Below are 14755 nucleotides of genomic sequence, written 5' to 3'. Positions count from 1 at the left end.
TGTTAGCTCAATTTGCTAGACTATAGAAAATCTGCCAGCTGCAATCGCAACAACGTTCAGGAACTTTGGACCATATTGATGAATTTCATTCAAGAGAAATCTAACCATACACTAGCATCTGCCAGCGAAGCAATCGGCAATACTCCATTGGTGGAGCTGCGACGATTCACCCGGGGATTGAACGGGCGCATTCTGGCAAAGCTGGAGATGTTGAACCCCGGATTCTCGAAAAAAGACCGAGCCGCACGCCAGATCATTGATGACGCTGAACAAAGTGGAATGTTAAGGCCGGGACAAACGGTAGTAGAATTGACCAGTGGCAATATGGGAAGCGGTCTGGCAATCGTCTGCGCCAATCGCAACTACCCTTTTGTCGCAGTCATGTCGAAGGGCAATTCCGAAGAGCGTGCGCGCATGATGGCTGCGCTTGGTGCGGAAGTGATCCTCATCGATCAACTTCCGGATTCCGTTCCCGGTGAAGTAAGCGGCGAAGATCTGGCCCTCGTGGAAGAAGCGGCTCAGCGTATTGTTGTAGAGCGCAACGCGTTCAGAGCAGATCAGTTTCAATTGTCGGGAAATTTGAGGGCCCACTACCTCTACACCGGACCAGAGTTCTGGCAACAATCTAATGGCACCATCACGGCTTTCTGCGACTTCGTCGGATCGGGTGGTACTTACGCCGGTGTGACGCGCTATTTGAAAGAACAAGATCCGAGTATTCAATGCTACGTGGTCGAGCCCCGTGGGGCGGCTGCGATTTCGGGTAGGGATATCACATCCTCCCGGCACCCTATTCAGGGAGGCGGCTACGCCAGGAATGATTTGCTGTTTATGCAGGACGCTGCTGTAGACGGCCATATTGAGGTCTGCGGCGCAGAGGCGAAAGATTACACTCAACGCCTTGCAAGAGAGGAGGGCATTTTTGCTGGCTACTCTTCAGGTGCAAATTTGGCTGCGGCCGTACAACTATTGAGAGGGCCACTCAGTGGCGCTACCATCGCCATTGTGGTTTGCGATTCGGGACTAAAGTACCTGTCGACTGATCTTTGGACATAACATTGGAGGGACCAGTCCAGACACAGGCATAATGACTTCAGACAAAGTCAATATGCCCGTTAAGCGGCAGCTCCCGAATCCGCTTGCCTGTGCCGGCAAAAATAGCATTCGTCAACGCTGGTACCACCGGTGGCGTGCCTGGCTCTATCGCAAGGCGGCATTAGCTCAATTAGCGGCACTTTCCAGCATGGCCTGAAGCAGGACATTCGCGCCCGCGGTTGCCTGCTCCGATGTAGTGGCCTCAGCTTCATTGTGACTCAATCCGCCCTCACAGGGGATAAAGATCATGCTGGTAGGCACCACGTCAGCCAGGTTACAGGCGTCGTGACCGGCGCCGCTGACCATCTCCATATGCTCATAGCCGCCGGTCTTCACAGCCCGGCGAACAGCGTTGACGCAATCGGGATCAAATTCCACCCCTGGAGCTTCCCAGAAACAGTGCAGGTTGCAGGGCAGTTGCAGCCTGTCGCAGGCCTGCTGCACCAGCCGATAGGTCTCCTCCACCAAGGTGTGGTAACAGTGGTGGTCGGGATGGCGAATGTCCACGGTCATCATCAGGTGGCCGGGCACTGTGTTGTTGGAGGCTGGTGAAGCTTCAATCACACCAAAGGTCATTCGTGATTGCGGCCCCTGTTGCTCCGCCAGGCTGTAGAGCTTGGGCAGGAAGTCCGCCACTGCCATCATTGGGTCTCTGCGCATGGCCATGGGAGTGGGGCCAGCGTGGGCTTCGACACCGTCGATATGAATCTCATGGCGACTCATGTGCTGCACACCGGTAACCACTCCTATGGTTTTGCCCTCGACTTCCAGCACCGGGCCCTGTTCGATATGGGCTTCAAAGGCTGCTTTGACGGGTGTGTGTGTGGCAGCGGTGGTTCCGCGAAAACCCGTGCGTTCCAGTTCCTGCAACACCGTCTTGCCGGCGCTGTCAGTCAGATCATAGGCGTCCTGCAATGGCATCTTCCCGGACCACACTGCCGAGCCCATCATGGCGACATTAAAACGACACCCTTCTTCGTTGGTCCACACCACCGCTTCTATGGGGTGCTCGGTTTGCACATTGGCGTCGTTGAGAGCTTCGATCACCTCCAGGCCCGCCAGCACGCCGTAGATACCGTCGTACTTGCCTCCGGTGGGTTGGGTATCGAGGTGGCTGCCGGTGATGACCGGTGGCAGGTCGTTGTTGCGGCCGCGCCGGCGGGCAAAAATATTACCGATGGCGTCGATTCGAAGTTCGCAGCCGGCCTCTGTGCACCACTGCATAAAAAGCTCGCGACCGTCCCTGTCGGCATCGGTCAGTGCCTGGCGGTTACAACCGCCCTTGGCGGTGGCGCCCACCTTGCCCATGGCCATCAAGCGCGACCAGAGGCGCTCTCCATTTACACGATACTGTTCGTTCACTGAGATATCTCCTCTACCGCTTGAAGTCGTGTTTAAGCCGGATCCCGACGCAGTGGCTGGCTCATGCAGTGCACGCCACCGCCACAAATGGAGATCTTGGAGATGTCGGGGTCGTAGACGGTCAGCCCAAGGGCCTTACAGCGATCCACCAGAAAGGTGCTTTCTTTTGGCAGCAACACCCGGTCGTTACCCAGTGACACTACGTTACAGCCCATCTTCAGGGCGTGCCGGTAGGGGACCTCGACGGTATCGATACCCAGGCTCTTGTACCACTCAATAACCCTTGGATCGAGAATCTCCGAACACACCGCGGCCAGGTTATCGGTCAACATCACGGTCATCACATCCATATGTACAAAGAAGGGATCGAATTCGTACAGGTAGCACTCCCAGCCCTCGGCCTCCAGCCAGCGTTGAATCTGTGTGGCGCCCACTTCCTGACTGCGTTCGCCGGAGTATCCCATCAGTGCGTGACCGGGTTTTATCATCATAAAGTCACCGCCCTCAGCGCAGCCGGCGGTGATTTTTTCGTAGATGGGTATCTGCTTGTCGAAACACATATCGATTACCGGCATGCCTTCGCCGCGACGCCACCACTGGGCCATCTGCCCGATAACCATCCCCCAGGGGGTCATAAAGCTGCCATCGCGGGCCCAGATCTGCAGCGGCAGGTCAGGATCGGCAGGGGTGATATGGACGTTGACGTCGGCGTGGCGATAGCAGTCCAGCATCTCCTGGTACTGCAGACGTGCGCCCTCGACATCCAGGGTTACGCCCTCGCGGATCATTTTGCGATTGACGGAGTTGGTGGGCAGGATGTTTTTGAAGTGATCCACGGGGCCAATCAGTACATCGCGGAGAACGCCGGTTTCGGAGTCTGCTCCCCATTGGGTCAGTACCGGAGTATTGCCGTCGTCGCGGCGGGTGCGCAGGGAAAAAGTGTCGGTCATTGCGTTCTCTCCAGGTTTACTCAGCCAACCGTGTCGGTAAGGGGCGCGATTGGCCTGTCTGTGGGTATTGAGGAGGTCAGTGTATCGGCAGCTGTTGTCGCCGCAATGGGGGGGACGGCTGAAGCTAAGACAGGGGCCGAAAATGTTAAACATGCGCCAGGTTGATCTGCATGGCCACAGTGGCCTTTGGGGTTAATACATTGGCCCCGGTTGCGATGCCGTGAGGGCAGATCAGCAGCCGGATTCGGCGTAATCTGATCATCAGTCTTTTCCCGCCGCCAATGGGTGCGGCCAAACTGATATTAATTGATTCGAGGTAGAGTATGACCACTTCAAGCAACCGCATTAAGGGTCAAGAGCGATTGATCGAGCTGTTCGAGGCCGAAGGCGTGGAGGTGATCAGTGGCATCGTCGATGTTCACTTTATGCATTTTCACCAACGGGCCAAGGCCGCGGGCATGAAAATGGTCGGCACCCACCACGAAGTGGCTACCGTCAATATGGCCGAAGCGGCCAGCCGTATGACTGGCAAGCCCCAAGTCTGCATGGCCGCCTACGGCCCCGGTGTGGCCAATATGGTGGGTGGGGTAGTGGTGGCGCGGGAGGAAAATGTGCCGCTGATCGTACTGGCCACCCAGCGCAGCAAGAACTGCCAGGGGGCGGTGCGCAACGGCATCTACCAGTATTGGGACCAATTGGAAGTCATGCGCCCCATCACCAAATATCAGGCCGTGGTCAACACGCTCGATCGCCTCGATGAAGCCGTGCGGGCGTGTTTCCGCCAGGCCACCTCCGGCACTCCGGGCCCGGTGTACCTGGAAGTCAATATCGATGTGATGTGGGGCGAGGCGGACTTTCCTCCGGCCTTGCCAGCTGGCGCCTACCGCAGCGTCGAGCTACAGCAAGTGCCCGAGGCGCAGCTGGCGCAGGCGGCAGATTTACTGGCTAATGCCGAGTTTCCGGTGATTCTGGCTGGGCAGGGTATCCATACCGCCCGGGGTCACGATGAGCTGGAGGCCCTCGCCCGGACCCTGAAGTGCGCTGTGATCCCCACCTTTGGCGCCAAGGGGGTGTTACCGGAAAACGATCCGCAAACCCTGATTTTCGGTTTTGAAGGCTCCATAGAAGCCTGTGCCGATGCTGATGTGGTGCTGGCGGTGGGCACGTCCATTGGTGAGCCCGTATTTTTCGGTGAGGCGCCGCGCTGGGGTGAACCGGGCAAGCAGAAGTGGATTCACGTTGAGCGCAACCCCGCGCGTCTGCACACCAACCGCTTGGCCGACTGCCCCCTGGTGGGGGACCTGAAAGCAGTACTGCCGCAGTTGACCGAGCGGCTGCAACAGCGAGGCGTTTTCGACGAGCGCCCTCGCCTGGTGGAACTGAAGCAAAAGCAGCTCAGCTGGCGCAGTGCTCTGGCTGAACGCAGTCAGGACGTCTCACCCATGGATCCCGGCTTCGCGTTCCAGAAACTGCGCGAGGCGGTGCCCGATGAGGCCATCCTGGTGCGCGATGGCGGCTGCACTGCTATCTGGGAGCTGATGCTGTTCGAGCAGCGTTCCAAGGACTTCTTGTGGAACTCCCATATCGCCCAGCTCGGCTGCGGCCTGCCCTACGCTAACGGCGCCGCCCTGGTGGATAACACTCGCCCGGTGTTGCTGATTACCGGTGACGGTGCCGTGGGCTTCCAGTGGATGGAATTTGAAACCGCGGTACGTGAATCTCTTCCCGTCCTTGTAGTGGTCAACTGCGACTCCTGCTGGGGTATGGAGTTGATGGATTTTTACGACGGCAAGGGCTCGGAGGAGAATTGCCCAGGGGTGATGATGGCGCCGGTGTGTTACGACGAGATGGCCAGGGCGATTGGTGGCCACGGGGAATTCGTGGAACGAGCCGATGATATTGCGGCGGCGGTGGATCGCTCTTTGGCCTCGGGCAAGCCTGCGGTGATTCAGTTAATGACGGACTTCAATATTAATGCCAATACTGTGGCTATGCCGGAGTTAGCTCAGATATTGACGTTTTATAATCTCGACGGTGAGCAGGGCTATGGTCACTTCGAGGATTTAACCTAGCAGACTTTGCGCCTGCTTCAGGCCATTCGCAAGCAACGGCCCTTTATTGTCACGAGATTTTTTTATAATTTGTCGGACTAAGAGTAAATTTTGAAAAAACTATTTGGGTTAAGCTATGCTGAATTTGATGGTTTAATTATTATTCCTGACAGTAGCGGTCTGTGACGGTGGCTGCTTGTATAGGCCCACTAGCTGCGCGTTTCACCAGAGATACGGGATGCTATGGAAGATCTGCCGACCAAATACGATGATGTGCCTTCGGCTTTTTGTAATCGGATGCTTACGGTTGCAGAAGGTCTGGGGGTGGATATTGAGCCCTGTTTGGATCAGCTGGGGCTCGATCGAGAAAAATTGGCCAATAAAAACGGCCATATTACCAATCAACAGCAGCAGGAATTGATCGAGGCTATCGTGCGTAAGGTCGACAAACCGGGGTTCGGTTTGTTGGTAGGCCAAAAGGTCTCACTGATGGATTGGGGGATTTTGGGCTACGCCTACGTCAGCAGCCCCAACATGCGCAGGGCGTTTGAAGCCTTTTCCACCTATCAGCGGTTGAATGGCCCTATGGTGAATGTTTACTGTATGGAAGAGGACGGCTGCGGTGTGATTAGTGCTGTAGAAAATTATCCGCTCGGTGATCTTCATCTATTCGCTTACGAAGAGTTTCTGGCAGAAACCCGCGAAGCGTTTGAGCGTTTTGATATTGTCGAGATGAAATTTACCGAAGTTCGCCTGGCCTATCCGGAGCCTGCACACGCCCAGATGTATAGGGATCTGTTCCAGTGCCCGATTCTGTTTGAGCAAGAAGGCAATCAAATTCGTTTCCCGGCTGCACTGCTTGAAAAGCCCTTTAATATGGCCGACGAAGCTGTGGCTGAGCTGTGTATTCGGCAATGCGCGGAAGTGTTAAAAAATATGTCGGAAGAGGACCCGGTGGTGGACGCGGTCAGGCGAGTGTTATTGGGGCAGCCGGGTATTACACCGACTCTGGCGTCCGTAGCGGATTTTCTGCATATCAGTGCCCGTACCCTGCGTCGACGATTACACGACGCTGGCACCTCCTATAAGGATATTCTGAGTGGCGTACGCCTGGGCCTGGCCGCTGAGTACCTGCGCAGTACCCGTATGGCTCCAAAGCAAATTGCCTATTTGCTGGGGTATTCCGGCGTGACGTCTTTTCACCGGGCGTTTAAGAACCAGTACGAGCTGACACCTGCGGATTACCGAGCTCAATATTCTTGAGGGACTCTTCCGGGAGTCATAAATTTGATCTGTTGCTTTCTCGTAAAGCGCAAGTTTCCGCGGTTCTTGCCAGTGCTTTTCTATTGGCCAACAGGGCTAACTTAATGGCCCCTATTGAGGAGCTGCAAGGGTCCGCTTGTGGAGTCGATCTCCCTATAATCAAATTCAGACATTGAAACGCTGATTACTGTTGGAGATTAAACTATGGCTGTTCTAGGAATTCACCACACCACCATCGCCGTGCCGGATCTGGAAAAGGCCATTGATTTCTATACCCGGGTGCTGGGATTTGTGGTTGCTCAGGAAGTGGTTTTAGAGAACACTGCCGAGATGGCCGAGCTGACCGGGTTGGTAAAACCGGAAGCAAAAGGCGTCTTCCTCAAGGCGGGTTGGGGTTACCTCAAGCTGCTTCAGTTCACCACGCCACACCCCGAACATCAGTATTTCTGGACGACACCCAACAAGCTGGGATGGCGTCACATTAGTTTGTATACCGGTGATGCACAGCGTTTCTATGAGCGTACCAAGAACGATATCCTCTGGCACGGTGAGCCTGTGGGCCATACCGTAGAAGAGGGTAACGAAGCCTGGGCAGACTACGGCCGTGACCCCTTCGGTAATATCATTGAACTCTGGAGCCAGGGCCCCAAAGATCCCCAGCCGCACGCACCGGATGTCTATCCACACCCGGGCGTTGCCGGCGCTGGAGCCGAGCTGCAGGCCGATGTTGAAAATGAAGTCTACGGCTTGCATCACGGGGCCCTGGTATTCCCCGATCTGGAAGAGGGCACTAAGTTCTATTGCGAGCTATTTGGTCTGGAGAAGGCACAGTACGGCCCTATTGAACCCTCTGAGTATGCCGAGCGCTTGTGCCAGCTGCCGAAAGTGGAAGCCATTGGCTGGGAGCTGCGCAGTGGCTGGTCCTACCTGGAAGTCTGGGAGTTCAAAAATCCGGTGCATCCGGAACCTCAGGACCCCATTCGTCCCTACAACAAGCTGGGCATGGTCAGTACCACTTTCATGGTGGACGACTGCCAGGCAGAGTACGAGCGCTTAAGAGACAAGGTGAAATTCAACACCGCACCAGTACGCCTGGGCGATGGCTGGGTGGCCATAGGTCGCGACCTTTACGGCAACCTGCTCGAAATATGGCAACTGGGGGAAAGCGATCCGCAGCCGTTCGAGCCAGCCGTCTATCCTTATGGTAAGTAGGGTGGGTTAGCGTACAAAATTATGTAGGAACAATTCATGAGCGAAAACGAAATGCTTCCCGGCAAGATATTCGAAGACTTGCCATCGGCCGACAAGCTGGCCATGTCTTTCGAGGAATACACTCGTCATGACGGCCTGGGCTTGGCGGAGCTGGTGCGCAAGGGGGAGGTGACGCCTACCGAGTTGGCGGAAATTGCTGCGGCCGGTATCGGCAAGGTCAACCCGCAGCTAAACGCCATAGTGGCCTACCACCCCGATCGCGTGGCCGAAGTGGATGCGGAAACAGATCTCAACGGCCCCTTTGCCGGTGTGCCGACCCTGTTGAAAGATATGGCCATGCCGGATAAGGACAAACTGCTGACCGACGGCTCGCGTATGGCACAGGATTATGTGCCCGAAGAGAGCGGCCATCTGGTGAAAATGATGAAGCAGCAGTGTGGCTTTAATATTATTGCCACTACCACCGCACCGGAGTTTGGCACTTCGCTGTCCACTGAATCTACGCTCCATGGTAAAACCCACAATCCCTATAAACTCGGCTACAGCTCCGGTGGTTCCTCCGGAGGTACCGGTGCTGCTGTAGCCGCGGGCATTGTGCCTGTGGCACAGGCCGGCGATGGCGGGGGCTCGGCGCGGGTGCCGGCGGCGGCCTGCGGACTCTACGGTTTTAAAACCTCCCGCGGATTTCAATCTCTCGGGCCAGAGATGAACGATGGGCTGGCCCTGGTAATCTCCGAGGCCATGTTTAACGGTCACAGCGTGCGCGACCTGGCGGCGGGGCTCGATGGCACTAAGGGTCAATTGCCCGGTGAGTTTGTGCCCAGCAAGGATTATCCGAGCTTATTGCACACCGTGACCGAAGGATTTTCACCACGTAAATTTAGAATTGCCGTGCGGGTTGGTGATGCTCGCAATGGCCAATTCCCGATTGATCCCGAGATGCAAAACTATGTACTGCGCGCCGCCGAGATGTTGGTGGAGTTGGGGCATGATGTGGAAGAGATCGGTTCCATGCCCTATGACGAGGAGGCCTATTACAAGGCCATGACCGATTGTTTTATTATCGGCACCTCCACGCATCCCAAGGGAATGTCGGCGCGCTCCGGTCGACCCATGACCGATGACTGGATAGAGCCTGTCCATGTGAAAATGGTGGAGGAATCTTTGCGCAAGACGGCTGACGATGCCTTGGGTTACTACGCCACTTTTAATCAAACTGCCCGCGCTATGGGGCGGCTGCACGAACAATACGATGTATTACTGACACCTTTTTTCAGTCATTTCACGCCTGAGTTGGGCATCTATGATCTGGGGCGCAAGGACCTCGGCGTCTACGAGTATATGGATCTGGTGTGGGGTGCGATTCCCTATAGCCCGGTGGCCAACGCCACGGGTCAGCCGGCCTGTATTATTCCGCTGTTTATGAAAGATGGTTTGCCGGTAGCGGTGCAGGCTTATGCCAAAATCGGTGACGACGCCACACTGTTTAACTTGATGCGACAGGTGGAAGAGGCTTATCCGTTCAAACACCGTCCCGCGGTACACGTAACCAACTGATAGGAGAAGTCGATAGGTGATTGTAGGATTTCATCATCCGGGCCTGGTGGTTCCAGACCTGGAGGCGGCCAAAAAATTTTACGCCGAGGCGTTGGGTTTTGAATATATCCGCGAATACGGTTGGGATGCGTCGGCCAGTGAGCTGGCCGAACAGGCGATCGGTGTGGCGGGCACCACCACCCGCTGTGTGCTGATGAAATGCGGCAACTGTTTTCTTGAACTGTTCCAGTATTTGACCCCGCAGCCTGAGGGCGATCCGCACCAGCGCCGCGCCTGTGACTACGGCATTGCCCACTTGGCGTTTCAGGTGCTGGATATTCGCGAAGCATATGAGAAATTTGTCGCCGCCGGCGGCGTGGTGCACAACGAGCCTGTGCAGGTGGGGGAGGCGTGCTCGACCTATGCCCGTGATCCCTTCGGCAATATCATCGAACTGATGCAGCTAGGCAGTGACGAGCCGGATTTTGATTTGATCGAAGCCGATATGCTGCCGGTGAAGATCAGACAGAAAATCCAATAATATCTGGGAGATAGAGCCATGCAATTAATGCAGGATAAGGTGGTGATTATTACCGGAGCAGGGCGTGAACAAGGTATGGGCCAGGCGGCGGTGCACAAATTTGCCGAGCACGGCGCCAGGGTGGTGGTGACCGACCTGGTCCGCAATGAGCAGGAGCAGGCCAATATTGAGCGTGTGGCACAGCAAGCGCGAGATCTCGGTGCCGAAGCCCTGGCCATTGGCGTTGATGTGTCAAACCGCGAGCAGGTCGCCAGCTGCGTTGAGCAGGTCATCGAAACGTTTGGCCGCGTTGATGTGATGGTCAATAACGCCGGCACCGCTATTGGTGCCGGCCCTTTTTTGGAGCAGACCGATGCCCAGTGGGACATCAGTTACAACGTGCACCTGAAAGGTACGTTGTATTTCTGCCAGGCGGTGATTCCATTTATGCAGGCTCAGGGCGGCGGCGCCATCGTCAATAACGCCTCCATGCTTGGGGTCGCGGCGGAATCTCACACCGCTGCCTACACCGCCACCAAGTTTGGCGTGGTGGGGCTGACCAAAACCATTGCTGCGGAATTTGGCAAGGATAATATTCGCTGCAATGCGGTGTGTCCCGGTTCGGTTGCCACGCAGATGCAGGAAGAAGGGCTGAAGCAGTTTGCCGAGTGGTTTGACATTACTCTCGAAGAAGCCTGGAAAGACGCCGAACGCTGCGCCTTGGGGCGCAGCGCACAACCTGGGGAAGTCGCCGACGCCATGGTGTACTTTGCCAGCGATATGTCCAGCTATGTTTCCGGTCAGGCGTTGCTGGTATGTGGCGGAGCCAACCCCGGCTTATAAAACCTGCCACTTGTAACTTGCCTCTTGCAACGGCAGGGGGCGCTCAATTTGCCAAGAGGCTGCAGTTTTGTCCACTATGATGCCGGTAGATATCGAAAGTAAACGCGCGATCTTTTGGGCGGTGATGGCCTCGGCTGCCGCAACCCTGTTTTTTAACACCCTGCCGGTTTTCCTCGGTGTGGCCGCAGAGACCCTGCAGTTGAATGGTGAGCAGCTGGGGCAGTTGGCCGCGGCGGAAATAGGCGGTATCTGCCTGACGAGTACCTCAGCGGTGCTGTGGATTCGGCGTGTCAACTGGCGATGGATATCCATAGCTGGCTTGCTGGTGATGGCTGCGGGTAACCTGCTGTGCATGGGAGCGGACAACTTTTCCCAGCTGGTTGCATTGCGATTTCTGATTGGCCTGCTGGGCGATGGCGTGATGTTGACGGTAACCTACACCCTGTTTGGCGATGTGCGCGATACGGATCGTGCCTTTGCCTTTTCCATCGCCGGTCAAACCGGGTTGGGCATGCTGGGGTTAATGTTGATGCCTCATATTGCCGAGTGGGGTGGGCTTAATGCCGTCTTGATGGCTATAGCCAGTGTGCCCCTGCTGCTGTTACCCATTTGCCTATGGATGCCGGAGCGCGGTCGTAATCGGGAGACGGTCACGGCAAGGAATTCTTCCGGCAGGGTATCCACCTGGCCGGTAGCGCTGGGACTGGTCACTCTGTTTCTGTGGTTTATGGGCCTTAATGCCTTATGGACCTTTGCTGAACGTATCGGCGCCGAAACCGGTCTGGCGCAGACGAAAATTGGTTTGGTGCTCTCGCTGGGCATGGGCATGGGGTTTCTGGGAGCGCTGGTTTCGTCCTGGATGGGAGATCGCTTTGGCAGACTCTGGCAAGCGCCTGTCAGCTTTGTTTGCCATGCCCTGATTGCGGCACTGTTTTTACAGCACACCTATGCTGTCGTCTATATCGGCGCGGCACTGCTCTTCAGTTTTATCTGGAATATTGGCTTGCCCTATATGATGGGGTTGATCGCAAGGGCCGATGTCAGCGGCCGGTTTACCGCCTGGTTGATAACCTTTATCACCGCCGGGCAGGTTGCAGGGTCCCTGCTGGGTGGCAAACTGGTGGGCGACGGGACGACGGCGCCGGCTTGTTTTTTTGCCATGGGCTGCTGCGCTGCAGCGATGGTCACTTACTGGTTGATAGGATTTTGGGCAAAAACGCCACCACGTCGCCGTTTACAGGTTATGAACTGATTGAGTTTTACCCCGGGGAAGCCGGTCAGGCCCTGCATCGTGACCCCTGGAAATTTGGCTGACACAGAGAGAAGTTTTATGTTTGACCTACAGGAAAAAAAGGCATTTATTACCGGTGGCAGCTCCGGTATCGGTCTGGCGGTGGCCAAACGCTACCTTAAGGCCGGCGCCGAGGTGGTGATTTCCGATATCAGCGATGGCAGCGAGATCGCCGCCAGCATTGGCGCCGCTTTTATCCGTGCCGATGTGGGGGATGAACAGAATCTGAGCGAAGCCCTGGCGCAGGCCGAGAGCCTTTTGGGCAAGCTGGATATTGTGGTCAATAACGCCGGTGTGGGCGATATTGGTTCGATGATCGAAGGGACCGAGCAGCAGATGCTGGAGCACATTACCCGCATCAACCAGTGGGGTGTGTTCTATGGGCTCAAGCATGCGCCCAAACACATGAATGACGGTGGCTCGATTATTAACACCTCGTCCATGGCAGCCTACATTTGCATTCCGGGCACCGGTGCTTATACGGCCACCAAAGGGGCAGTGTTAAATCTCACTCGCCAGTCGGCACTGGAACTGGCGGCACGCAATATCCGCGTTAATGCCGTGTGTCCCGGCTATATCGATACGCCCATGAGTGGTGATGCCGAGAGTTATGCGCTCGCCGAGGCGATGACGCCACTGGGGCGCATGGGGCAGGTGGAAGACCTGGTCGGTGCCTTTCATTATTTGGCCGCCGATGAGAGCAGCTACTATACCGGCCAAATAATGCAGATTGATGGTGGATGGACTACCGGGCCTACGCCCCGCTTGATGGAGAGTATTATCGGCAAGACCCATACCGGCTAAGTCGTTCCATGATCCTGGTGGTACAGCCTGTTTAGAACCCTGAGTACTACTACAATAATAAAAAAGGCCGCGTGTTAAAGCGGCCTTTTTTATGACGTTCACTGTTTGGTAAAACGCTTTAAGGCGTTATGGGTGATTCTTTCGCAGAAGAAATCCCGCTGGCTCAGCGCGTAGCCCCACTCGGTGGTACCGGCGCAGAATACCTCGCCCTTGCCCTTGGTCATGCTGGTGACCACCACATTGCCGTGGCGGATTTGAGCGCGGCTTTCCTCGCTGTCATCGCCGAACATGGCCGTTGCGATAATGGAAAGATCACCATCGCCGTGCTGGAGTGTTTGACCGTGGTGGCCATGGTCCTCCTCCTCGAAGGTGGCCAGGGCCATAGCAACGATTTCCAGATGATCCGGCGTACCGTCCTCACCGGTGGGGTAGGGCAGACCCCGGTGGAAGGTGTAGGCAATGCCATCGCCCTCATAGCCGACCACCGGCACCTCCCTGCCAAACACGTCGCCGTAGTAGAGATCGGTGCCCTCCATGGACCAGTGGTTGGGGCGGTAGACAGTAAAACCGCCGCAGCTGCGCGGCATGGTACCGCCAAAGCGTGAGTAGACACCACGGGTGCCGTTGGCGCCGAAGGTGGTCACCGCCGGTTGCTGCAGGGACTTCGCTTCCCAGCAGGCGGAAATGGTGTGTTTTAGCTCTGGGTCATTGCGCACCGGGTCTGCGTCGTCGGCGATATATTTGTAGCAAACCTGGGTTTTGCCGTCGTTCTCCAGACGAATCTGCCAGAAAATATTACCCCCCAGTCGCAGGTAGTTGCCACCCGCTTCGATATAGTCATCCAGCGCCTGGCGCATGGGACCCGACCAGTACTCGTCATGTCCGGTGGTGATCACGCAGTCGTAGCCGTCCAGCACACCGGGAATCTGCTCCAGATCGTGTTGACTAAAATACTCGACCTCATAACCATTGCGCTCCAGCCAGCGTACCGTTGGCGAATCCATTGCGGCCCAACCGGCTGAGGTGGCCGTCAGGGAGTAGCCGTTAGTACAGGTCCACTCCAGGCTTTGATAGTTAATGGCCCATCCGGGAGGTGGCGGTGTTTTCAAAGGAGTGCGCGGGAAATTTTGAGGCAGCCGAATCAGGCCGCGAGCCCATGGTCGCTGGGTACTGAGCACCGGCTTAAAGCCTTCAGTGCGGGCCCCTTCAAGGTCGGAAAAATCGATATTGGCATCGGCATTGGTGTAGGAGCTGGCGCCCCCCCAGGTGTTATAGGCGACCCAGGTAGAGGTAGCGACCACCAGTGCAATTTTGGCTTTTTCAGCCGGCTTGGCGGCGCGCAAGACGAAAAAGGCTTCCTGTTCGACGCCATCACCGGTGCTGAGCACCACCACATAACCACCGGATTTCCAGTCGGAGGGTATTATAAAGCTGTGAGTAGTCGGCCAGCCACAGCCGACCTCATAGGAGTTTTGCGGTGTGTCGAATTTTTCAGCGGGAATATTTTCTTTGCGGTACACGCTTTCCCAGGTGGCGCCGTCGCGAAAAATTTCTATGGAATAGCTTCTGCCACTGCAGTTGACGTGCAGATCCAGCGCCTCTCCAGGTGCGTAGGAAAACTTGCCGGTGTAGCCCCACACTTCGGCGACAGTGGGATCATCTGAGGGGTATTCGGATTTATCTTCGAGAGTCCAGCTGGGCCATTGACCCCGGGGAACACGTGGGTTACTCATATCTCTTCTCCTTAACACAACGGTAGAGCAAAAAAGTGGATGGTGGGCAATTTTGCCTTTTTAGTGAGAGGTGTCACCGAATTGGGCGATGGGTT

General features: G+C 56.1%; 12 protein-coding genes. 9 read left to right on the top strand and 3 right to left on the bottom strand.

Features of this window, described 5'->3' with window-relative positions; all coding sequences use genetic code 11:
* The first annotated feature begins 78 nt into the window (after positions 1–78).
* Entirely contained in the window at positions 79–1056 is a 978-nt protein-coding gene (locus HBA55_RS02290) for a PLP-dependent cysteine synthase family protein (RefSeq protein WP_166986470.1), read from the top strand.
* Between the two features lie 165 nt (positions 1057–1221).
* Here HBA55_RS02290 and HBA55_RS02285 read toward each other — a convergent pair whose 3' ends face one another.
* Both HBA55_RS02285 and HBA55_RS02280 read right to left on the bottom strand, forming a co-directional pair.
* On the bottom strand, positions 1222–2457 hold the full coding sequence (locus HBA55_RS02285; RefSeq protein WP_338109346.1) for a Zn-dependent hydrolase: 1236 nt from the start codon (positions 2455–2457) through the stop codon (positions 1222–1224).
* A gap of 32 nt (positions 2458–2489) precedes the next feature.
* Positions 2490–3407, bottom strand: coding sequence for a dimethylarginine dimethylaminohydrolase family protein (locus HBA55_RS02280; protein ID WP_166986467.1), 918 nt, complete (start codon positions 3405–3407; stop codon positions 2490–2492).
* Between the two features lie 323 nt (positions 3408–3730).
* On the opposite strand from HBA55_RS02280, the gene HBA55_RS02275 reads away from it, so the two are divergent.
* From HBA55_RS02275 to HBA55_RS02240, 8 genes are all read left to right on the top strand, one after another.
* Complete coding sequence (locus tag HBA55_RS02275) at positions 3731–5479, top strand: thiamine pyrophosphate-binding protein (protein ID WP_166986464.1); 1749 nt, start codon at positions 3731–3733, stop codon at positions 5477–5479.
* Positions 5480–5701: 222 nt separating this feature from the next.
* Positions 5702–6721, top strand: a complete 1020-nt coding sequence (locus HBA55_RS02270) for an AraC family transcriptional regulator (protein ID WP_166986461.1) — start codon at positions 5702–5704, stop codon at positions 6719–6721.
* Between the two features lie 204 nt (positions 6722–6925).
* Positions 6926–7933 (top strand): VOC family protein, encoded by a 1008-nt coding sequence (locus HBA55_RS02265; RefSeq protein WP_166986458.1) that lies wholly within the window; start codon positions 6926–6928, stop codon positions 7931–7933.
* A 36-nt stretch (positions 7934–7969) separates the two neighbouring features.
* On the top strand, positions 7970–9490 hold the full coding sequence (locus tag HBA55_RS02260) for an amidase (RefSeq protein ID WP_166986455.1): 1521 nt from the start codon (positions 7970–7972) through the stop codon (positions 9488–9490).
* A gap of 16 nt (positions 9491–9506) precedes the next feature.
* Positions 9507–10010, top strand: a complete 504-nt coding sequence (locus HBA55_RS02255) for a VOC family protein (RefSeq protein ID WP_166986452.1) — start codon at positions 9507–9509, stop codon at positions 10008–10010.
* Between the two features lie 18 nt (positions 10011–10028).
* Positions 10029–10832 (top strand): SDR family NAD(P)-dependent oxidoreductase, encoded by an 804-nt coding sequence (locus HBA55_RS02250; protein ID WP_166986449.1) that lies wholly within the window; start codon positions 10029–10031, stop codon positions 10830–10832.
* Positions 10833–10908: 76 nt separating this feature from the next.
* Entirely contained in the window at positions 10909–12084 is a 1176-nt protein-coding gene (locus HBA55_RS02245) for an MFS transporter (protein ID WP_240945895.1), read from the top strand.
* Between the two features lie 78 nt (positions 12085–12162).
* On the top strand, positions 12163–12927 hold the full coding sequence (locus HBA55_RS02240; protein ID WP_166986444.1) for an SDR family NAD(P)-dependent oxidoreductase: 765 nt from the start codon (positions 12163–12165) through the stop codon (positions 12925–12927).
* Positions 12928–13025: 98 nt separating this feature from the next.
* Here the strand turns inward: HBA55_RS02240 and HBA55_RS02235 are convergent, their stop codons facing one another.
* On the bottom strand, positions 13026–14660 hold the full coding sequence (locus HBA55_RS02235) for a N,N-dimethylformamidase beta subunit family domain-containing protein (protein ID WP_166986441.1): 1635 nt from the start codon (positions 14658–14660) through the stop codon (positions 13026–13028).
* Positions 14661–14755 lie beyond the last annotated feature (95 nt).

Origin of the sequence: Pseudomaricurvus alkylphenolicus (assembly GCF_011683955.1) — a bacterium.
Lineage (GTDB): Bacteria > Pseudomonadota > Gammaproteobacteria > Pseudomonadales > Cellvibrionaceae > Pseudomaricurvus > Pseudomaricurvus alkylphenolicus.
This window is presented reverse-complemented; position numbering and strand designations above follow the sequence as displayed.